Here is a 19587-nt window from a genome sequence, read left to right as displayed (position 1 = left end):
GCGGCGGGCAGGGGGCGGGCGCTCATGCCGCGGCCTCCGCCAGCCGCGCGTGGCCGCTGATGCGCGCGCGTCCGGAAACGATGCTGGCGAAGTCGGGCACGGCCCGCACCAGTTCGCGGGTGTAGTCCTGGCCGGGTTCGCCAATGACCTGCGCGGCGGGCCCGCATTCGATGATGCGGCCCTGCTGCATGACGGCGATGCGGTCGCACATCTGCGCCGCCACGCGCAGGTCGTGCGTGACGAACAGCATGCTCAGCTGGAACCGCCGGCGCACGCTGGCGAACAGCTCCAGCACCTGGGCCTGCACCGACACGTCCAGCGCCGACACCGGCTCGTCCGCCACGATCAGCTCGGGCTCGCTGGCCAGGGCGCGGGCGATGCCGATGCGCTGGCGCTGGCCGCCGGAGAATTCGTGCGGATAGCGTCCGGCGGCATCGGGATTCAGGCCGACCAGCTGCAGTAGTTCCGCCGCCCGGGCGCGGGCGCGTTCCGGCGCCATGCCCTGCGCCAGCGGGCCTGCCATGATTGAGCGGCCCACGGTATGGCGCGGGTTGAGCGAGGCCTGCGGGTCCTGGAACACCATCTGCACGCGGCCCGGCGCGGGGCGCGCCTTGCCCGCCTGGCCGTTGAAGAGGATCTGGCCGCCGTCCGGCGCCAGCAGGCCGGCGATGCAGCGGCCCAGCGTGGACTTGCCAGAACCGGACTCGCCCACCAGGCCCAGCACCTCGCCGCGCTGCAGCGTGAAGCTGATGCCGCGCATGGCGGCGGTTTCGCGGCCGCGCCGGAACAGGCCGCCGCCGGACACATAGGTCTTGTGCAGGTCGCGCACGTCCAGCAATACCGGCTGGCGCGCGGCTTCGCGCGCCGTGTCGGGCATGCCGTGCGGGATGGCGGCGATCAGCTTGCGGGTGTAGTCGTGCCGGGGATGGCCCAGCACGTCGGCGGCCGCGCCGGCCTCGACGATCTCGCCCAGCTGCATCACGGCCACGCGGTCGGCGATCTGCGAGACCACGCCGAAGTCATGGGTGATGAACAGCACGGCGGTGCCGCGCTTGGCTTGCAGGTCGCGGATCAGTTCCAGGATCTGCGCCTGGGTGGTGACGTCCAGCGCGGTGGTGGGCTCGTCGGCGATCAGCAGCGCGGGCTCCAGCATCAGCGCGCAGGCGATCATGACGCGCTGGCGCTGGCCGCCCGACAGGCGTCCGGGATAGCTGGCGGCGATGCCCTCGGGGTCCGGCAGCCGCACGTCGCGCAGCGCGCTCAGGATGCGGGCGCGCTTGTCGGCGGGCGACAGGTGCAGGTGCGCGTCCAGCGCCTCTTCGAGCTGGTCGCCGATGCGCATCACCGGATTGAGCGCCGACATCGGATCCTGGAAGATCATGCCGATGCGGTTGCCGCGCAGCGCGCGCCATTGCGGCTCGGCCAGGGTCAGCAGGTCGTGGCCCTGGAACACGACGGCGCCGGCCACCGGCGCCACCATGGGCTGCGGCAGCAGGCCCATGACGGCGTTGGCGATCATGGACTTGCCGGAACCGCTTTCGCCCACGATGCACAGCGTTTCGCCGCGACCGATGCGCAGGCTGGCGTCCTTGACCGCCAGCGGGCGGTCGGCGCCGGCCGGCAGGCGGATCGACAGGCCGCTGATGTCGAGCAGTGCGTCCCCGGACGGCGGGGCGGCGGCATGGGAGGTGACGAGGTTCATGCGCGGCTCCTGGGATCCATCCGGGTGTTCAGGCCGTCGCTCAGGCCTTCGCCGATCAGGTTCAGCGCCAGCACCGTCAGCAGGATGGCCACGCCGGGGAACAGGCTGATCCACCAGGCCTGGCGCAGCGCGGTGCGGGCCGCGCCGATCATGTAGCCCCAGCTCATCACGTTGGGATCGCCCAGGCCCATGAAGCTCAGGCTCGATTCCAGCAGGATGGCCGTGGCCACCATCAGCGAGCCCATCACCACGATGGGCGCGGCCGCGTTGGGCAGGATCTGGGTGACGATGATGCGCAGGTTCGATTCGCCCGCCAGGTGCGCGGCATGGACGAAGTCGCGGTGGCGCAGCGTCAGGAATTCGCTGCGCACCAGCCGCGCCACCGGCGGCCACGAGACCAGCGCGATGGCCGTGACGATGGACGCCACCGAGGGCTGGAAGATCGCCACCAGCACGATGGCCAGCGCGAAGCTGGGGATGGCCTGGAACAGCTCGGTGAAGCGCATCAGGCTGTTGTCGATCCAGCCGCCGTAGTAGCCGGCCAGCGCGCCGACCGACACGCCGATCAACAGGCCCGCCAGCGTCGAGACCAGTCCGATCAAGAGCGAGATGCGGGCGCCGTGGGCCAGCCCCGAGCCGATGTCGCGGCCCATGGTGTCGGTGCCGAAGGGCAGGCCGGCCATGTCCAGCGGCGGCAGGAAGGGGCGCTGCACCATGGCCCAGGGATCGTGCGGCGCGACCAGCGGCGCGGACAACGCCAGCAGCAGCACCACGGCCATCACGGCCAGTCCGGCCAGGGCGCCCTTGTTGCGGCGGAAACGCCGCCAGAATCCGTTGTTCATTGCAGTTCTATCCTCGGATCGGCCAGCGTGTAGAGCAGGTCGGTGATGATGTTGAACGCCACGGCCAGCGCCGCCGTGATCAGGAACGTGCCCAGCAGCAGGTTGTAGTCGCGCTGCACCAGGGCATCGAACATCAGCCGGCCGATGCCGGGCCAGGCGAACACCGTTTCGATCAGCACCGTGCCGCCCACCATCGAGCCGGCCTGGATGCCGGCCAGCGTGATGACCGGCAGCAGCGCGTTGCGCAGGATGTGGCGGCGCTGGATGCGGCGCGGCGACAGGCCCTTGGCGCGGGCCGTCTTGATGAAATCCATCTGCGCCACTTCCAGCATGGCGGTGCGCGTCATGCGGGCATACACCGCCATGTAGAAGAGCGCCAGCGTGGCTGCCGGCAGCACCAGGTGGCGGGCGATGTCGGCCGCGCGCGCCAGTCCCGCGTGGCCCGCGCCCACCGTCTCGAAGCCGAAGCCCGGCAGCCATTCCAGCTTGACCGAGAACAGCAGCACCCCCATCAGCGCCAGCCAGAACAGCGGCGTGGCGTAGAACAGCATCGACAGCGTGCTGACCAGGCTGTCGAGCCAGGTGCCGGCGCGGGCGCTGGTCCAGGCGCCCAACGCCACCCCCAGCGTCAGCGACACGACGAAGGCCGTCAGGGTCAGCAGCAGCGTCGCGGGCAGCCGTTCGCCGATCAGGCTCATGACGGGCCGTTGCTGGCGGTAGGAATCGCCCAGGTCCAGCCGGGCGGCATGTCCCAGGTAGGTCGCCAGCTGCTGGGGCAGCGGCTTGTCCAGCCCGAAGCGTTCGCGCAGCTGCGCGACGAAGGCCTCGTCCGCCGCGCCGGCCTCGCCCGCCATGACGGCGGCCGGATCGCCGGGCGCGGCGCGGATCAGCAGGAAATTGATGACCGCGATCAGGGCCAGCACCAGCAGGCCCTGCGCGACGCGGCGCATCAGGTAAGTGAGTTTCTTCATGGCATTCCCCCTGTTGCCGGGCTGCGCGCCGTTCAGGCCAGCGTGGCGCGCGCCAGGCTATCGTTCAAGCCGATGCCGGAATTGATCAGGTTCTTGATGTTGTTGCGGTAGAGCGTGGGGAATTGCAGTTCCAGCAGCCAGGCCACCGGCACCTCGTCGACCAGGATGCGCTGCACCTCTTCGTACAGCGCGCGGCGCTTCTGCGGATCGGCTTCCTGCGCGCCGCGTTCGAACAGCTCGTCGACCTTGGGGTTGCTGTAGCCCTCGACGTTGTTCCAGGGCGAACCCTTGGCGATGGTGGACGTGAGGTAGTTGCGGCTCACGCCCAGCGCGGCGTCGCCGTACTGGTACAGGTAGCAGAAGGCGATGTCGTAGTCCCAGTTGGCGGTTTTCTCGCTCCAGCCGGCCACGTCGGTGGCGGTCATCTCCAGCTTGATGCCAGCCTCGGCCAGGTTCTGGCGCGCGATTTCGGCGTAGCGCTGCCAGGTCTCGCCGTAGGGCAGCGGCAGCAGGCGCAGCGTCTGGCCCTTGTAGCCGGCTTCCTTGAGCAGTTGTTTGGCGCGCGCCACGTCTCGCGGATAGCGCGTGACCTGGTCGGTGTGATAGCGCACGCTGCTGTTGAACGGGCCGGTGGCGACCTTGCCGAAGCCGTACCAGGCCACGTTGCGCATGGCCTCGCGGTCCAGCGCGTACATGATGGCGCGGCGCACGCGCACGTCGGCCAGCACCGGATGGCGGTTGTTGAGCCACATGAAGGAATGCGGGCCGAAGAATTCCCAGCCCTTGGTGGTGGTCTCGACATTGGGCAGCGCCTTCAGGCGCGCGATGTCGAAGTATTCGACGGTGCCGCCGGGCAAGACGTCCAGCTTGCCGGACTCGAAGGCGGCCGCGCGCGAGGCGGCGTCGGGGATCACGTGGAAGTACAGCGTGTCGACGCTGGGCAGCCCGGCCTCGTGGTACTGCTCGTTGCGCACCAGCTGGATGTACGAGCCGCGCCGCCATTCCTTGAACTTGTAGGGGCCGGTGCCGATGGGCGTGTTGTTGGCCGGGTTGTTCAGGTAGTCGGTGCCTTCGTAGATGTGGCGCGGCACCATCGGCATGGTGCCGACCTCGAACAGCCCCAGGAACGGGCCGAACGGCCGGGGCAGGCGGAACTCGACCGTGTGTTCGTCCAGCGCCTTGATGCTGTCCACGAAGGCCAGCCCGGCGCGCAGGCGCGCGTGGGTCTTGCGCAGGAACTGGTCGACGCTGAACACCACGTCGTGCGCGTTGAAGGGCTTGCCGTCGTGCCATTGCACGCCCTGCTTGAGCGTGAAGGTGTAGACGGTGGCCGCGTCGTTCACCGTCCAGGATGCGGCCAGGCCGGGCATGGGCTCCAGCTTGTCGTCGTAGCGCAGCAGGCTTTCGTAGATCTGGCCGCCGATCATCTGCGTGGGGCCGTTCTGCACGATGCCAAGCATCAGGCCCGGCGGCTCGGGTTGCACGGCGATGTTGAGCACGCCATTGCGCGCGGCCGCGGCCCAGGCGGGCAGGGCGGTCGCGCCGCTCAGCCAGCCGGCCGTGACGGCGCTCGAGATCAGAAAGTCGCGTCGGTTCATGAGGTTCTCCTGGTGACGGGGCCGGGACGGCGGGAAAGGGGAGCGGCGCGCGCCGTTCAGGCGCGCAGCGCGGCGCCGTTCAGGGCGTCCGCGAGCCGGGGGGCGATCTGCGGCGGTTCCACCAGCTTGAGCAGCGCGCGCCATTCGCGTTCGCTGGGATCGGTCGAGCCGGGCAGGCGGTTGGTGTCGCCGCTGGCGTACTGGCGCGCGGTTCTTTCGCTGACCTGGGCGCTCAACGGATAGGTCGCCTGGCCGGTCGACTGGATCGCCAGCTGCACGCGGCAGGCGCGGTCCAGGTTGAGCATCAGGATGAAGGCCTCGGCCACGGTGGCGCCGACGGTCAGCAGGCCGTGGTTGCGCAGGATCATGGCGTTCTGTTGGCCCAGGTCGGCCACCAGCCGCTCGCGTTCGTCCAAGTCCAGCGCGATGCCTTCGTAGTCGTGATAGGCGACGCGGTTGTAGAACTGCAGCGCCCACTGGTTCACAGGCTGCAGGCCGCAGGCCAGCGAGGACACGGCCACGCCGGCGACGGTGTGGGTGTGCAGCACGCAACCCGCGTCGGGACGTCCCATGTGCACTGCGCTGTGGATGGTGAAGCCCGCCGGATTGACGTCATGGGGCGTGGGCGCGACCGGATGGCCGTCCATGCCGACCTTGACCAGTGATTCGGGCGTGATGTCGCGGAACAGGTGGCCGTATGGATTGATCAGGAAGGCCCCTTCCTCGCCGGGCACGCGCGCCGAGATGTGGGTGTAGATGCTGTCGTCCATGCCGAAATGGGCGACCAGCCGGTAGCAGGCCGCCAGGTCGCGGCGGGTCTGTTGTTCGGCCGCGCTGCTCGGCTGCGCGGATTCCTGGGAGAGGGCCATCGATGCGTCCTGGTTGGGTGGCTGCGGCGCGGGGCCGGGTGCAGGGCATTATGCGTCGATCGTCAACTGTCGACAGTTAGCAGTAGTACTGATATGCTTGAAAAAAACGGGGTGCTATATAGCTGTCGCGCCGGGTTTTCTTGTGCAAGAAAGCCGGGCGCATTCCCGCCCCAGACAGAGACTTTCCATGCCCGAAACCCAGGCCGCCCTCAATGCTTTCGAATCCGTCAATGTTCCCGACCTGGTCGGCGTCGTCGAAGAACGGCTGACCCAGGCCATCGTGCAGGGCCGCCTGCCGCCGGGCAGCCGCGTGGTCGAGGCCGAGATCGCCCGGCAGATGGCGATCAGCCGGGCGCCGGTGCGCGAGGCCTCGCGCCGCCTGGAACGCCAGGGCATCCTGGTGTCCAGGCCGCGTCGCGGCTTCTTCGTGCGCGAGATGTCGGTGCGCGAGATCGACGATCTGTTCCAGGTGCGCCTGAGCCTGGAGATGACCGCCGTGGCGGCCGCCTGCGAGCATGCCGACGCCGCCGGCCTGGCGCGTCTGCGCGGCTTGCTGGAGCTGATGATCGCCGAGGCCGCCGACGCGCCGCAGCATCGCCGCATCGAGCTGGACCTGAGCTTCCATACCCTGATCTGCGAGCTGTCGGGCAACGCCTACCTGCTGCGCCTGTTCTCCAGCACGCAGACCGAGATGCGCATGATCATCTCGCTGATCGACAACGTCTACCAGGATCCGGAAATGGTCGCGGCCACGCACCAGCCCATCCTGGACGCGCTGGCGCGCCGCGATGTACAGGCCGCGCAGGCCTGCATGAAGGTACATCTGGACGATGCCTGGGAGCACGTCCGCAACCTGTTCGTCTCGCAGCATGGCGCGGCGGGCGAAAAACCAAGGGGCAGCAGGAAAACATGAAAGTCGTCTACAGCGATAAGCACCAGCTTCATGATCCGCAGTTCTTCATCGTGCGCGGCAAGGTCCGGCGCAGCAACGAGCAGCCCGAGCGCGGCGCGCGCCTGCTGGCGGCGGTGCAGCGCGACGGGCACCGGATCGTCGCGCCGGCAGATCACGGCGCCGCGCCGCGCGCCGCGGTGCACACGCCGCAATACCTGCGTTTCCTGGAAACCGCCTACGCGCGCTGGCGCGAATTGCCCGACGCATCCGAGGAAGTGGTGGCCAATGTGCATCCGTTCCCCGGCCAACCCTGCACCTATCCCGAACACATCGTCGGCCTGGCCGGCTATCACATGGGCGATACCGCGTGTCCGATCGGCGCGGGCACCTGGGAAGCGGCGGCCTGGTCGGCGCATTGCGCCACCCACGCGGCCCAACTGGTGCTGGACGGCGAGCGCGCGGCCTACGCGCTGTGCCGTCCTCCCGGCCACCACGCCTATGTCGACCGCGCCAACGGCTTCTGCTACCTGAACAACGCCGCCATCGCGGCCCAGCACCTGCGCGCCGCGCACGCGCGGGTCGCCATCCTGGACCTGGACGTGCATCACGGCAATGGCACCCAGGGCATCTTCTACCGCCGCGCCGACGTGCTGACCGTGTCGATGCACGCCGACGCGCACAACACCACGCCGTTCTTCGTCGGCCACGCCCACGAGACCGGCGAGGGCGACGGGCTGGGCTACAACATCAACCGCCCGCTGCCGGTGGGCACTGGCGACGCCGGCTACCTGGAGGCGCTGCGCCGCGTGTTCCTGGACATCCGCGCCTATGCGCCTGGCGCGCTGGTGGTGGCGTTGGGCCTGGACGCCCACGAGCGCGATCCGTACAAGGGGCTGGCGGTCACGACTGAGGGCTTCGGCTTGATCCTGGCCGAGGTCGCGCGGCTGGGCCTGCCCACGGTGCTGGTGCAGGAAGGTGGCTACCTGTCCGACGACCTGGGACCCAACCTGGCCAGCGCGCTGCGCGGCTTCGACTCCGCCGCCTGAGGAGGCCGTCATGATGGATCAGGACGACACCCAGGACGTGCTGGCCGTGGCTTCGCCGGACATCGGCGAGGACGAGGCCGCGCGGGCCGCGCGGCGGCATTTCGGCATCGACGCCCAGGCGCGCCGCCTGGCCGGCGAGCGCGACCGCAATTTCCGCCTCCACGCACGCGACGGCCGTGAGTACGTGCTGAAGTTCTCGCACCCGGCCGAGGATCCGCGCGTGGCCGATTTCCAGGCCCGCGCGCTGCTGCACGTAGAACGCGCGGACCCGACGCTGCCGGTGCAGCGCGTGGCGCTGGCCGTCGACGGCCAGCCCTGCGCCTGGCATCGCGCGCCGGACGCGCCGCCACGCGTGCTGCGGCTGTTCAGCTACCTGCCGGGCGTGCCGCTGCCGGACGCCGCGCGCTCGGCGGCGCAGCGCGATAATCTGGCGCGGACCCTGGCGCGGCTGGGGCTGGCGCTGCGCGGTTTCGAACACGAGGCCGGCGCGTTGGCGCTGCCCTGGGACATCCAGCGCGCCGACGAGGTCGCGCCGCTGCTGGCGCACGTGGCCGACCCGACGCGCCGGGCGCTGGCCGAGCGCGCCATGGCGCGCTTCACCGAGCACGCCCGGCCGGCGCTGCCCGGCCTGCGCGCGCAGGCCATCCACAACGACCTGAATCTGTACAACGTGCTGGTCGATCAGCAGGATCACGACGTCATCGCCGGCATCCTGGATTTCGGCGACATGGTGCGCGCTCCGCTGGTCAACGACCTGGCCGTGGCGGCTTCATACCAGCTGGAGCCGGGCGCCGATCCGCTGGCGCCGGCCGTCCGCTTCGCCGCCGCCTATCACGCGGTCAGCCCGCTGCAGGAAGCCGAGCTGGACGTGCTGTTCGACCTGATGATGGCGCGGCTGGCGATGGTGGTGGCCATTGGCGGCTGGCGCGCGGCGCGCTATCCGGACAACGCCGACTACATCCTGCGCAACAACGCGCTGTCCTGGGCCCGCCTGCAGGCCTGCGACGCCATCGCCCGCGACACAGCCCGGCAGCGGCTGCGCGCGGCCTGCGGCTTCCATTAGGATCACAGCCATGACCATGACCCATTCCGGCGACGACGCGGCGCAGGCCGCGGCAAATACCGCGGCGCTGATCGCGCGGCGGCGGCAACTGCTGGGCCCGGCCTATCGCCTGTTCTACGACCAGCCGCTGCACCTGGTGCGCGGCGAGGGCGTGTGGCTGTACGACGCCCAGGGCAAGCCCTATCTGGACGCCTACAACAACGTGGTGCCGCTGGGCCACTGCCATCCCGCCGTGGTCGAGGCGATCGCGCGGCAGGCCTCGACCCTGAACACGCATACGCGCTACGTGCACGAGACGGTGCTCGATTACGCCGAGGCGCTGCTCGCGACCTACGCGCCGGGGCCGGGCCATGTGATGTTCACCTGCACCGGCAGCGAGGCCAACGACCTGGCGCTGCGCATCGCGCAGGCGCATACCGGCGCCACCGGCTTGATCGTCACGCGCCACGCCTATCATGGCGTGACGCTGTCGATCGCGCAGGCCTCGCCGTCGCTGGGCCGCTACGTGACGCTGGGGCCGGCCGTGCGCACCGTGGCCGCGCCGGACAGCTATCGCCAGGCGCCCGGCGAAACCGGCCCGGCCCTGGCGCACGCGGTGCGCGAGGCGATCGCGGACCTGGCCCGCCACGGGCTGCGTCCGGCGGCGCTGCTGGTGGACACCATCTTCTCCAGCGACGGCGTGCAGGCCGGACCGGCGGGCTTCCTGCGCGAGGCCGTGGATGCGATCCACGAGGCCGGCGGCCTGTTCATCGCCGACGAGGTGCAGGCCGGCATGGGGCGCACCGGCGAAACGCTGTGGGGCTATATGCGGCATGGCGTGGCGCCGGACCTGATCACCATGGGCAAGCCGCTGGGCAATGGCCATCCGGTGGCTGGCGTGGCGGCCAGGCCGCAAGTGCTGGAGGCCTTTGGCCGCAACAGCCGCTACTTCAACACCTTCGGCGGCAACCCGGTATCGGCGGCGGCCGGCCTAGCGGTGTTGCGCACGGTGCAGCAGGAAGGGCTGATGCGGAACGCCGAGCGCGTCGGCGTCTACCTGCGCGAACGCCTGCAAGGATTGGCCGCGCGCCACGACCTCATCGGCGACGTGCGCGGCGCGGGCCTGTTCATCGGCGTGGAGCTGGTGCGCGACCGCGCCACGCGCGAACCGGCCGCCGAGCAGGCGGCGCGCGTGGTCAACGGGTTGCGCGACCGGCAGGTGCTGATCAGCAGCGCCGGCGAGCATGCCAATATCTTGAAGATCCGCCCGCCGCTACCGTTTTCCACGGCCGACGCGGACCGCCTGGTGGCGACGCTGGACGAGACGCTGGCCGCGCTGTAGCGCGGCCAGCAGCGCCTACGGCTTGACCGTCACGAACACCGGATTCGAGTAGAACCACAGGTCGTTGTAGTTGCGCGCGTTGATGGCGTTGAAGCGCGCCGCGTTGTCGGTCAGGTCGATCTTGGCGTCCGGCAGCGGCTCGCCGTTGGCGGTTTCGCCGGCCACGTCCGGCGCCAGGTTGGTGCCGCGCAGGCGCAGGTACTGGCTCTTGACGGCGCTGAGCTTGACCTTGATGACGTTGTAGCCTTCCTTGTCCACGGTCCAGTCGGCGCGCGTGTAGCGGCCCAGCACGCGGGTGCTGGGATTGGTGGCCTGGTCATACGCCGGCGTGCCCGGGGCGGCGCGCGGGACGACGTCGCCCACGATCAGGTCGACGTGGTGCACGGTCGGTTTGACGTAGGTGGGGTTGCCGCTTTCGATCGGGTACTCGTAGTGGTTGCTGTCGGGGCTGCGGAAGCGGATGGTCACTTCCACCTGCTCGCCCTTGGCCGCGATCAGCTCACCGCCCATCTGCGCCGTGCCCGAGGCGCCCTGCGCCTGGAATTCCAGCGCGTCGATCAGGTCGCCGAACACGCCGTACATGCGGCCGCTCTTCAGGCCCGCGACCACCGCCGCCATGTCCTTGCCGTCCTTCCAGACATAGGTGCGGGCGTACTCGCCGGGGGCGTAGCCGCTGCTGTACTGACCGGTGGCGTTGACGCGGAAGTGGAAATCCGAATCGGCCACGGTCCAGATGCGGCGGCCCTCGCCGAGCAGCGCGTCCCAGGTGCCGCCCAGCTGCGCAACCAGGTAGTCGACGCCGCCGTAGGTGCGGTTGGGCAGCTTGGCGGGCGTGTAGGCCTCGGCGTAGCCGCCACGATCCGGTTCCATCTGGTTGCCCACCATGCCTTCGATGGCGAAGAAGATGGACGGCGCCAGGTCGTGCATCTCGCGCAGCTGGCCGATGGTGTACTTGCCGGCGTAGCGCGACGGGTGGTTCAGCAGCATGTAGCTGTCGGGATGCTTGTCGCGCAGCCATTTCAGCGCGGCCAGCGAGTCGGCGTGCGTGCTGTAGGCGCGCGGCTGGCCGGCCAGGTCCGCCACCAGCTGCGGATCGAACAGATTGGCGGCCTTGTTGGTGTACAGGTATTCGAATTCGGCCACCGCCCGCAGCGACTTGGCCGACATCGGCTCGTTCACGCCGATGCCGATGTTGACGTGGTCATGCGTGGGCATGTCCCACTCGAACGACGAGAAGATGATCTTGCCGGCGTAGCGGCCTGCCGCCTGCGCCTGCTGGATGAACGGCACTTCGTAGCGCGCCATGCCGGTCGAGAACGGGACCGGGCCGCCGGGAATGTCCAGGCCGGTATGGTCGCGCTTGGACATGCGCAGGTGGTTCGACAGCGCGGCCCAGTCCAGCTTGTAGCGGGTGAAGGCCTGGTCCAGCACGGTTTCCAGCGTGGTCTGGGCGTCGTCGGACTGGATGGTGTGCACGTGCAGATCGCCGGCGCTCCACGCGCCCGTGATAACGGGCGGCTTGGGGGGCTCGGGCGTGGGCTCGGTCACGACCGGCGGCTTGGCGGGCGCGTCGTCATCGTCGTCGCTGCCGCCACAGGCGCTCAACAGGGTTACGCAAGCCAGCGACAAGGGCATCAGGGCCCGCCGCAGGCGGGTTACTTCGAACTGCATTCATAGCTCCAGCGTCAGGGCGGCCCGCAACTCGCGGCGCCGCGCAGGGCGGGACTATGCCGGCTGCCGGTGACGTGGGAATGACAGGCTGGCGCCGGCGCGCGCCGCCAGCGGCGCGACCCGGGGCGGCCTAGCCGCCGCGCTTGTCGCTGTTCTTGCCGCCCTTTGTGGGCTTGTCCTTCTTGCCCGGCGTCGATGCCTCGGCGTCCGCCAATGCCTGCCGGATGATGGCCTGCGCGGTCCAGCGCGCCACCTCGGTCACTTCGGGCAGTTCCAGCCGCCAGATGTCCTTGAGCACCAGGAACACCTCGGTGCCATAGACCAGCGACAGGGCCTGCGCCACGCGTTCCTGCTGCGCCGGCGTCAGCGCGCCGGCCAGCGGCGCGATGGCGCGTTTCAGGATGTCGACGCGGTGGCCGCGCACCAGGCGCGGCTCGTTGCCGGCGCGGCCGGCGCTGGCCTCGGCGTGCTGCTCCAGCGAGACCTGGATGGCGGCGCGCAGCGGCGCCTCGTGCGCCTCCAGGCGCGGATAGGCGAAGCGCAGCAGTTCGTCGACGCGCGCGCCGGCGTCGTCGGCGTCCGAGTCCCAGGCCAGGATCGGGCCCAGGCTTTCGTCGACCACGGCGGCGATCAGCGCGCTCTGGCTGGGGAAATAGCGGTAGGCGGTGGCGCGCGATACCTGGGCGTGCTCGGCCAGCTCGGCCACCGAGGGCGTGATGCCCTGGCCCATGAGCTGCTGCGCGGCATCCAGCAGGATCTTGCGCATGCGCGCGCGCGGCCCGTGCGGCGGCTCGCCGCTGGCCTCGGCCTGGCGGCTGGCGGGCGCGATCAGCGCGCGCGCGGACGCCGCCTGCGGGGCGGTTCTGGTTTGACGTGAGACAGTCGTCTCAGTATGATTCTTTCGTCTCATTTCTGAATTCTACAGGCCGGGCTCGCCCCGGCACATATCGAGGCGCGCATCGAGTGTAGCCGCCCACGGGAGGAGCCATGACGAATACCAAGCGGCGGGTCTACGTGGCCGCCACCTACGACACCAAGGGCCACGAGGCCGAGTACGTGGCCGGCCTGCTGGCGCGCGACGGCCTGGACGTGGTGACGGTGGACGTGTCCACCACCGGCGCGCCCAGCGCCGCCCGCGTGCAGGCCCGCGACGTGGCCGCCAGCCATCCCGGCGGCGTCCAGGCGGTGTTCACCGGCGACCGTGGCACGGCCATCGCCGCCATGGCGCTGGCCTTCGAGCGCTACGCCGCCGCCGACGCCGGCATCGGCGCGCTGCTGGGCCTGGGCGGCTCGGGCGGCACGGCGCTGATCACGCCGGCCATGCGCGCGCTGCCCATCGGCGTGCCCAAGCTGATGGTGTCGACCATGGCCTCCGGCAATGTCGCGCCCTATGTCGGGCCGTCCGACATCGCCATGATGTATTCCGTCACCGACGTGGCCGGGCTGAACCGCATCTCGCGCCGCGTGCTGGCCAATGCGGCGGGCGCCATCGGCGGCGCGTTCCGCCAGGCCGACAGCGCGGCCCAGGACAACGACAGCCGTCCCGCCGTCGGCATCAGCATGTTCGGCGTGACCACGGCCTGCGTGCAGCAGGTGGTGCCGCTGCTGGAGCCGGACTACGACTGCCTGGTGTTCCACGCCACCGGCACCGGCGGCCAATCCATGGAAAAACTGCTGGACAGCCATCTGCTGTCCGGCGTGCTGGACCTGACCACCACCGAGGTCTGCGACTTCCTGTTCGGCGGCGTGCTGGCCTGCACCGAGGACCGCTTCGGCGCCGTGGCGCGCACGCGCGCGCCCTATGTGGGCGCCTGCGGCGCGCTGGACATGGTGAACTTCGGCGGCATGGAGACCGTGCCCGAACGCTACCAGGGCCGTCTGTTCTATCCCCACAATCCGCAGGTGACGCTGATGCGCACCACGCCCGCCGAGAACGCCCGCCAGGGCGAGTGGATCGCCAGCCGGCTGAACCGCTGCGACGGGCCGGTGCGCTTCCTGATCCCCGAGGGCGGGGTGTCGGCGCTGGATGCGCCGGGCCAGGCCTTCTGGGATCCGGAGGCCGACGCCGCGCTGTTCGCCGCGCTGGAGACGCACCTGGTGCAGACCGCCGATCGCCGCCTGGTGCGCGTGCCCTGCCACATCAACGACCCGCTGTTCGCCCGCACGGCGGTCGAGCAGTACCTTGAAATCGCCAAACACTGAGGACCGCCGCCATGCCGCGCTTTGACCGCAACCAACTCATGGACAAGTTCCGCGCCATGGTGCGCGACCGCCAGCCCATCGTGGGCGGCGGCGCGGGCACGGGGCTGTCGGCCAAGTGCGAGGAAGCCGGCGGCATCGACCTGATCGTGATCTACAACTCCGGCCGTTACCGCATGGCCGGCCGGGGCTCGCTGGCGGGCCTGCTGGCCTACGGCAATGCCAACGAGATCGTGGTCGACATGGGCCGCGAGGTGCTGCCCGTGGTCAAGCGCACGCCGGTGCTGGCGGGCGTGAACGGCACCGATCCGTTCTGCGACTTCGACGTGTTCCTGGACGAGCTCAAGCGCCAGGGCTTCGCCGGCGTGCAGAACTTTCCCACCGTGGGCCTGATCGACGGCACCTTCCGCGCCAACCTGGAAGAAACCGGCATGGGCTACGGGCTGGAAGTGGACATGATCCGCCTGGCGCACGAGAAGGGCATGCTGACCACGCCCTACGTGTTCAACGAAGCCGACGCCGTGGCCATGACCCGCGCCGGCGCCGACATCATCGTGGCGCACATGGGCCTGACCACCGGCGGCTCCATCGGCGCCGAGACCGCGCTGACGCTGGACGATTGCGTGGCCGCCATCGACCGCATCGCGGCCGCCGCGCTGGCGGTGCGCGATGACGTGATCGTGCTGTGCCACGGCGGCCCCATCGCCACGCCCGAGGATGCCGCCCACGTGCTGCGCGCCTGCAAGCATTGCCATGGCTTCTACGGCGCCAGCTCGATGGAGCGCCTGCCCACCGAACAGGCGCTGACCGCGGCCACGCGGGAATTCAAGGGCCTGACCTTCTAAGCTGTTTACCAGGCGCCGTGCACGGCGCCTTTTTCTTGTCTTTCGCCGCATCACATCCTTCCTTTCACCGCATCCGCTTCGACAGGAGCCCCGCATGTCGCACACCGTGTATATCAGCGCCATCATCCATGCGCCGCTTGAGCAGGTCTGGCCCATGTTCCGCGACTTCAACGGCCTGGCCGGCTGGCATCCCGGCGTGGCCGTCAGCCGCCTTGAGGACGGCGGCCGCGCGGACGCCCTGGGCTCGGTGCGGCACCTGACGCTCCAGCCGTCCGGCTTCGTGCGCGAACAGCTGCTGATGCTGGACGATCCGGGCACGGCGCTGCGCTATTCCATCATCGAGACCGACCTGCCCATGCGCGACTATGTCGCCGGCGTGCAGTTGCGCCGCGTCACCGAGGGCGGGCTGACGCTGGTCGAATGGTGGGCCGACTTCCGCGTCGAGGCCGGCGCCGATCTGGCGGCCGTGGCCGGCGCGGTGGGGCAGGGCGTGTTCGCGGCGGGCTTGAAGGCGCTGGACGAGAAGCTGCGCTAGCTCCGGCCCGCGCGCTTGCGCGCGGCGCGGGCGCGCGCGCAGCCGGGCGGCAGCTCGGCCGTTTTCAGATAGTCGCGGATCGCGCCGATCAGCGCATCGGCCGCCGGACTCAAGGGATAGTCCAGGTGGCGGATCAGGCAGACCGTGCGCACCATGGTGGGCCGCGACAGCAGCGCGTAGGCCAGTCCCGGCTCGCGCACGCGCTCGGCGGCCAGCGCCGGCAGCAGCGCCACGCCCATTCCCGCCTTGACCAGCGCCGCCTGCGAGGTGGTGCTGGACGCCTCATGGAAGGGCGCGGCCGCCTCGATCGGCAGGTCGGCGCGGGCGCGCAGCAGCGCGATGATGCCAGTCTCGTCCACCACGCCCACCAATTGGCGGCCTGCCAGGTCCGCCCAGCGCACGGTGCCGTCGCGGCCCGGGCGCATACCGGCGTCGTCCTCGCGGTACAGCACGCCGAAGCGGTCTTCCAGCAGCGGTTCGAAATCCAGCCCCGGCGCGTCCGCCCAGCGGCTGGTCAGGCCGAAATCGACCTCGCGCGCCGCCACCTTGCGCTGGATGCGGCCGGAGTTGTCGTCGCTCAGGTACAGGCGCACGGCGGGGTGGCGGGCGGCGAAGGCGGCCGCCGCCGGCGCGATGATCTGGGGGATGGCCGAGGGCGCCGCCGCCACGCCCACGCGTCCGCGCTCCAGCGCGCCGAAGCGCACCACGTCGCCGATGGCGCCATCGAAATCGGCCAGCAGCCGCATGACGCGCGGCAGGAACTCCTCGCCCGCCGCCGTCAGCAGCACGCGCCGGCTGGTGCGCGCGAACAGCAGGGTGGACAGCGCTTCCTCCAGCTGGCGCACCAGGCTGGTGACGGACGATTGGGTCTGGAACAGGCGCTCGGCGGCGCGCGTGAAGCTGGACTCCTGGGCCACCGCGACGAAGGCGTTCAGGTGCTTGAGCGTGACATGCTTGGGCAGGCGATTCATTTCAAATCACGATGGATGGATCGATAAAAACAATTTTTCCAGATTGATCGGCCGGCCGATACTAGGGCCTTCATCAAGCCGGGGCACGCGCATGCAGCAGGACACGCTGGATCTGATCATCGAGGGCGGCTGGGTCATCGACGGCCTGGGCGGGCCGCGCATGCGCGCCGACGTGGGCGTGGCGGACGGCCGCATCGCGGCGCTGGGCGACCTGTCCGGCTATATCGCCGACAGGCGGCTGGACGCAGCGGGGCGCATCGTGGCGCCCGGCTTCATCGACGTGCACGGCCACGACGACCTGATGTTCGTCGAAAAGCCGGATCTGGCCTGGAAGACCAGCCAGGGCATCACCTCGGTGGTGGTGGGCAACTGCGGCATCAGCGGCGCGCCCGCGCCGCTGCCGGGCAATCACGCGGCGGCGCTGGCCCTCCTGGGCGAGTCGCCGCTGTACGCCGACATGGAGGCCTACTTCGCCACGCTGCAGGCGCAGCGGCCGATGATCAACGTGGCGGCGCTGGTCGGCCATGCCAACCTGCGGCTGGCGGCCATGCGCGATCCGGCGGCCCAGCCCACGACCGATGAACAGCGCGCCATGGAGCGCATGCTGGACGCCTCGCTGGCGGCCGGCGCGGTCGGCTTCAGCACCGGCCTGGCCTATCAGCCGGGCGGCATGGCGCGGGCGGCCGAGCTGGAAGGGCTGGCCCGGGTGGCGGCGGCGCGCGGCGCGCTGCACACCAGCCATATCCGCAACGAGGGCGATACGGTCGAGGAATCGGTGGACGAAGTGCTGTCCATCGGCCGCAACAGCGGCTGCGCCACGGTGCTGTCGCATCACAAGTGCATGATGCCGCGCAACTGGGGCAAGAGCCGCGCCACGCTGGCCAACATCGACCGCGCCCGCGCCGAGGGCGTGGACGTGGCGCTGGACATCTATCCGTATCCCGGCAGCTCCACCATCCTGATCCCGGAACGCGCCGAGCAGATCGACGACATCCGCGTCACCTGGTCGACGCCGCATCCCGAGTGCGCGGGCCGCTACCTGGCCGACATCGCCGCCGACTGGGGGTGCGACAAGACCGAGGCCGCGCGCCGGCTCTGTCCGGCCGGCGCGATCTATTTCGCCATGGACGAGGACGAGGTGCGCCGCATCTTCCAGCATGACTGCTGCATGGTCGGCTCGGACGGCCTGCCCAACGACGCGCATCCGCATCCGCGCCTGTGGGGCAGCTTCACGCGCGTGCTGGGACGCTATGTGCGCGAAGCCGAGTTGCTGACGCTGGAAGCCGCGGTGGCCAAGATGAGCGCGTTGCCCGCGCGCGTGTTCGGCCTGGCCGGGCGCGGCCGCATCGCCGTGGGCGCCTGGGCCGACATCGTGGTGTTCGATGCCGACACGGTGGCCGACCTGGCCACCTGGGAAGCGCCGACGCTGCCCTCGGCCGGCGTCGAGCGCGTGCTGGTCAACGGCGTGCAGGTGCATCCGCCCATGCCCGACGCGCCGCGTCCCGGGCAGATCCTGCGTCGCTCGGTCGCGGCGCAAGCATAACGATTACATCCACAGGAGACTCCCCATGTTCCGCAAGACCTGCGCCGCGCTGGCGCTGGCCGCCGCATTGCCGGCCGCCCATGCCGCCTTTCCCGAACGCCCCATCACGCTGATCGTGCCATTCCCGGCCGGCGGCCCCACCGACATCGTGGGCCGGCTGGCGGCGGCCAAGGCCGGCGAGATCCTGGGCCAGCAGATCGTGGTGGAAAACCGCACCGGCGCGTCCGGCACCATCGGCATGGCCGCCACCGCGCGCGCCAAGCCCGACGGCTACACCGTGGGCCTGGCCACCGTCAGCACGCACGGCACCGCGCCGCACCTGTTTCCCAACCTGGCCTATGACCCGGTCAAGGATTTCACGCCGGTCAGCAACCTGGTGACCAGCCCCAACATCCTCAGCGTCAATCCGCAGTATCCGGCCAAGACCCTGGCCGGGTTCGTCGAGCATGTGCGCGCCAACCCGGGCCGGGACGGTTACGCCAATGCCGGCGCCGGCGGCGTCAACGACCTGGGCATGATCTGGTTCCTGCAGATCATCGGCGGCAAGATGAACAGCATCTCGTATCGCGGCTCGGCGCCGGCGCTGACCGACACGGTGGGCGGCGTGGTGCCGGTGATCTTCGACAACTTCCCGTCGTCGCTGCCTTATCTGAAGAGCAATCATCTGCGCGCGCTGGCCATCACCGGCCCGGCGCGCAACCCGCGCCTGCCGGACGTGCCGACCTTCGCCGAGCAGGGCTACAAGGACTACGACGTGACGGCCTGGTACGGCGTGGTGGCGCCGGCCGGCCTGCCCGACGACGTGCGCGACAAGCTGGCGCAAGCCTTCGCGCAGGCGGTGCGCGACCCGGCCACGGCGGCGAAGATGGAGGAAACCGGCGCCTTCCCGCTGGGCAACACGCCGGCCGAGTTCGGTGCGCAGATCCAGGCCGAGCGCGACCGCTGGAAGAGCGTGATCGACAAGGCCCAGATCAAGCTGCAATAGGGAAGTGGCGCGGCGGCGAGGCGCGTGGCCGGCAGGCCCCGCGCGCGCCGTCTCAGTACACGTCGCGGCGGTAGCGGCCGTCGTGCTGCATCTGCTGCAGCCGGGCGTCGCCCAGGATGTCGCGCAGCGCGTCGTCCACGCCGCCCGCCATGCCTTGCAGGCTGCCGCAGACGTAGACCGCCGCGCCCGCGTCGGTCCAGGCGCGAACCGTGTCGGCCTGTTCGCGCAACAGGTGTTGCACGTAGCGCCGTTCTTCCTGGTCGCGCGAGAACACGACGTCCAGTCGTTCGATTCCGCCAGCGTCGCGCCAGCCTTCGATCTCGGCGCGGCAGAACCAGTCATGCGCGGCCTGGCGCTCGCCGAACACCAGCCAGTTGCGATGCCGGCCCGCCGCCAGGCGCGCCTTGAGCAGCGCGCGCAGGCCGGCCAGGCCGGTGCCGTTGCCGATCAGGATCATCGGCCGGCCGTCGTCCGGCACGTGGAAATTGCGGTTGGACCGCAGTCTGAGATCGATCTCGTCGCCCAGCCGCGCCA

At 70.3% G+C, this 19587-nt stretch carries 17 protein-coding genes and 1 pseudogene (1 of these 18 cut by a window edge); 9 read left to right on the top strand and 9 right to left on the bottom strand.

Annotation, left to right across the window (positions count from 1 at the left end):
• Positions 1 to 22 precede the first annotated feature (22 nt).
• The 5 genes from KDH83_RS05530 to KDH83_RS05510 are packed head-to-tail and all read right to left on the bottom strand — an operon-like array spanning position 23 to position 5982.
• The gene (locus tag KDH83_RS05530; RefSeq protein ID WP_212313381.1) at positions 23 to 1702 is read right to left on the bottom strand and encodes an ABC transporter ATP-binding protein; all 1680 of its coding nucleotides are present in this window, start codon (positions 1700 to 1702) and stop codon (positions 23 to 25) included.
• Positions 1699 to 2544, bottom strand: coding sequence for an ABC transporter permease (locus KDH83_RS05525; protein ID WP_212313379.1), 846 nt, complete (start codon positions 2542 to 2544; stop codon positions 1699 to 1701). The genes KDH83_RS05530 and KDH83_RS05525 overlap by 4 nt, the downstream gene beginning before the upstream one ends.
• Positions 2541 to 3515 (bottom strand): ABC transporter permease, encoded by a 975-nt coding sequence (locus KDH83_RS05520; protein WP_212313377.1) that lies wholly within the window; start codon positions 3513 to 3515, stop codon positions 2541 to 2543. The genes KDH83_RS05525 and KDH83_RS05520 overlap by 4 nt, the downstream gene beginning before the upstream one ends.
• 32 nt (positions 3516 to 3547) lie before the next feature.
• Complete coding sequence (locus KDH83_RS05515) at positions 3548 to 5113, bottom strand: ABC transporter substrate-binding protein (protein ID WP_212313375.1); 1566 nt, start codon at positions 5111 to 5113, stop codon at positions 3548 to 3550.
• Positions 5114 to 5169: 56 nt separating this feature from the next.
• Positions 5170 to 5982 carry a class II aldolase/adducin family protein gene (locus tag KDH83_RS05510; RefSeq protein ID WP_212313373.1) on the bottom strand — a complete coding sequence of 271 codons (813 nt, stop codon included), beginning with the start codon at positions 5980 to 5982 and terminating at the stop codon, positions 5170 to 5172.
• Between the two features lie 187 nt (positions 5983 to 6169).
• Between KDH83_RS05510 and KDH83_RS05505 the strand changes: the two genes are divergently transcribed.
• From KDH83_RS05505 to KDH83_RS05490, 4 genes are read left to right on the top strand one after another with little or no spacing between them, the layout of a single operon-like run.
• Positions 6170 to 6895: a GntR family transcriptional regulator gene (locus tag KDH83_RS05505; RefSeq protein ID WP_212313371.1), complete on the top strand. Its 726-nt coding sequence runs from the start codon at positions 6170 to 6172 to the stop codon at positions 6893 to 6895.
• A complete protein-coding gene (locus KDH83_RS05500) occupies positions 6892 to 7920 on the top strand; it encodes a histone deacetylase family protein (RefSeq protein WP_212313369.1) in 1029 nt (342 codons plus the stop codon). The genes KDH83_RS05505 and KDH83_RS05500 overlap by 4 nt, the downstream gene beginning before the upstream one ends.
• Before the next feature lie 10 nt (positions 7921 to 7930).
• Positions 7931 to 8983 (top strand): phosphotransferase, encoded by a 1053-nt coding sequence (locus tag KDH83_RS05495; RefSeq protein WP_212313367.1) that lies wholly within the window; start codon positions 7931 to 7933, stop codon positions 8981 to 8983.
• Between the two features lie 10 nt (positions 8984 to 8993).
• Positions 8994 to 10304 (top strand): aspartate aminotransferase family protein, encoded by a 1311-nt coding sequence (locus KDH83_RS05490; RefSeq protein WP_249204865.1) that lies wholly within the window; start codon positions 8994 to 8996, stop codon positions 10302 to 10304.
• A gap of 15 nt (positions 10305 to 10319) precedes the next feature.
• Here KDH83_RS05490 and KDH83_RS05485 read toward each other — a convergent pair whose 3' ends face one another.
• Together KDH83_RS05485 and KDH83_RS05480 are read right to left on the bottom strand one after the other, a co-directional pair.
• Positions 10320 to 11975: an S-layer protein gene (locus KDH83_RS05485; protein ID WP_212313366.1), complete on the bottom strand. Its 1656-nt coding sequence runs from the start codon at positions 11973 to 11975 to the stop codon at positions 10320 to 10322.
• A 130-nt stretch (positions 11976 to 12105) separates the two neighbouring features.
• On the bottom strand, positions 12106 to 12807 hold the full coding sequence (locus KDH83_RS05480; protein WP_249204872.1) for a TetR/AcrR family transcriptional regulator: 702 nt from the start codon (positions 12805 to 12807) through the stop codon (positions 12106 to 12108).
• Between the two features lie 155 nt (positions 12808 to 12962).
• Here KDH83_RS05480 and KDH83_RS05475 point away from each other — a divergent pair, with 155 nt between their 5' ends.
• The 3 genes from KDH83_RS05475 to KDH83_RS05465 all read left to right on the top strand — a co-directional run bounded on the left by KDH83_RS05475 (position 12963) and on the right by KDH83_RS05465 (position 15554).
• Positions 12963 to 14177, top strand: a complete 1215-nt coding sequence (locus KDH83_RS05475) for a Tm-1-like ATP-binding domain-containing protein (RefSeq protein WP_212313364.1) — start codon at positions 12963 to 12965, stop codon at positions 14175 to 14177.
• Between the two features lie 11 nt (positions 14178 to 14188).
• The gene (locus tag KDH83_RS05470; protein WP_212313363.1) at positions 14189 to 15019 is read left to right on the top strand and encodes a phosphoenolpyruvate hydrolase family protein; all 831 of its coding nucleotides are present in this window, start codon (positions 14189 to 14191) and stop codon (positions 15017 to 15019) included.
• Positions 15020 to 15113: 94 nt separating this feature from the next.
• The gene (locus tag KDH83_RS05465) at positions 15114 to 15554 is read left to right on the top strand and encodes an SRPBCC family protein (RefSeq protein ID WP_212313362.1); all 441 of its coding nucleotides are present in this window, start codon (positions 15114 to 15116) and stop codon (positions 15552 to 15554) included.
• Here KDH83_RS05465 and KDH83_RS05460 read toward each other — a convergent pair.
• The gene (locus tag KDH83_RS05460) at positions 15551 to 16525 is read right to left on the bottom strand and encodes a LysR family transcriptional regulator (RefSeq protein ID WP_212313360.1); all 975 of its coding nucleotides are present in this window, start codon (positions 16523 to 16525) and stop codon (positions 15551 to 15553) included. The genes KDH83_RS05465 and KDH83_RS05460 overlap by 4 nt on opposite strands.
• A gap of 91 nt (positions 16526 to 16616) precedes the next feature.
• Between KDH83_RS05460 and KDH83_RS05455 the strand changes: the two genes are divergently transcribed.
• Positions 16617 to 18068 carry a D-aminoacylase gene (locus KDH83_RS05455; protein ID WP_212313358.1) on the top strand — a complete coding sequence of 484 codons (1452 nt, stop codon included), beginning with the start codon at positions 16617 to 16619 and terminating at the stop codon, positions 18066 to 18068.
• A gap of 25 nt (positions 18069 to 18093) precedes the next feature.
• Positions 18094 to 19053, top strand: a complete 960-nt coding sequence (locus tag KDH83_RS05450) for a tripartite tricarboxylate transporter substrate binding protein BugE (protein ID WP_212313356.1) — start codon at positions 18094 to 18096, stop codon at positions 19051 to 19053.
• Positions 19054 to 19105: 52 nt separating this feature from the next.
• Here KDH83_RS05450 and KDH83_RS05445 read toward each other — a convergent pair.
• Positions 19106 to 19587 (bottom strand): annotated as a pseudogene (locus tag KDH83_RS05445) (sulfite reductase subunit alpha); it runs 852 nt beyond the window's last position.

It is taken from the genome of Achromobacter sp. Marseille-Q0513 (genome assembly GCF_018195695.1).
In the GTDB taxonomy this organism is placed as follows: Bacteria; Pseudomonadota; Gammaproteobacteria; order Burkholderiales; family Burkholderiaceae_B; genus Achromobacter.
This window is presented reverse-complemented; position numbering and strand designations above follow the sequence as displayed.

What these genes read in the sequence shown, in the direction of transcription:
- KDH83_RS05530 (WP_212313381.1), bottom strand. Translation starts at nt 1,702, where the DNA reads ATGAACCTCGTCACCTCCCATGCCGCCGCCCCGCCGTCCGGGGACGCA.
- KDH83_RS05525 (WP_212313379.1), bottom strand. Translation starts at nt 2,544, where the DNA reads ATGAACAACGGATTCTGGCGGCGTTTCCGCCGCAACAAGGGCGCCCTG.
- KDH83_RS05520 (WP_212313377.1), bottom strand. Translation starts at nt 3,515, where the DNA reads ATGAAGAAACTCACTTACCTGATGCGCCGCGTCGCGCAGGGCCTGCTG.
- KDH83_RS05515 (WP_212313375.1), bottom strand. Translation starts at nt 5,113, where the DNA reads ATGAACCGACGCGACTTTCTGATCTCGAGCGCCGTCACGGCCGGCTGG.
- KDH83_RS05510 (WP_212313373.1), bottom strand. Translation starts at nt 5,982, where the DNA reads ATGGCCCTCTCCCAGGAATCCGCGCAGCCGAGCAGCGCGGCCGAACAA.
- KDH83_RS05505 (WP_212313371.1), top strand. Translation starts at nt 6,170, where the DNA reads ATGCCCGAAACCCAGGCCGCCCTCAATGCTTTCGAATCCGTCAATGTT.
- KDH83_RS05500 (WP_212313369.1), top strand. Translation starts at nt 6,892, where the DNA reads ATGAAAGTCGTCTACAGCGATAAGCACCAGCTTCATGATCCGCAGTTC.
- KDH83_RS05495 (WP_212313367.1), top strand. Translation starts at nt 7,931, where the DNA reads ATGATGGATCAGGACGACACCCAGGACGTGCTGGCCGTGGCTTCGCCG.
- KDH83_RS05490 (WP_249204865.1), top strand. Translation starts at nt 8,994, where the DNA reads ATGACCATGACCCATTCCGGCGACGACGCGGCGCAGGCCGCGGCAAAT.
- KDH83_RS05485 (WP_212313366.1), bottom strand. Translation starts at nt 11,975, where the DNA reads ATGCAGTTCGAAGTAACCCGCCTGCGGCGGGCCCTGATGCCCTTGTCG.
- KDH83_RS05475 (WP_212313364.1), top strand. Translation starts at nt 12,963, where the DNA reads ATGACGAATACCAAGCGGCGGGTCTACGTGGCCGCCACCTACGACACC.
- KDH83_RS05470 (WP_212313363.1), top strand. Translation starts at nt 14,189, where the DNA reads ATGCCGCGCTTTGACCGCAACCAACTCATGGACAAGTTCCGCGCCATG.
- KDH83_RS05465 (WP_212313362.1), top strand. Translation starts at nt 15,114, where the DNA reads ATGTCGCACACCGTGTATATCAGCGCCATCATCCATGCGCCGCTTGAG.
- KDH83_RS05460 (WP_212313360.1), bottom strand. Translation starts at nt 16,525, where the DNA reads ATGAATCGCCTGCCCAAGCATGTCACGCTCAAGCACCTGAACGCCTTC.
- KDH83_RS05455 (WP_212313358.1), top strand. Translation starts at nt 16,617, where the DNA reads ATGCAGCAGGACACGCTGGATCTGATCATCGAGGGCGGCTGGGTCATC.
- KDH83_RS05450 (WP_212313356.1), top strand. Translation starts at nt 18,094, where the DNA reads ATGTTCCGCAAGACCTGCGCCGCGCTGGCGCTGGCCGCCGCATTGCCG.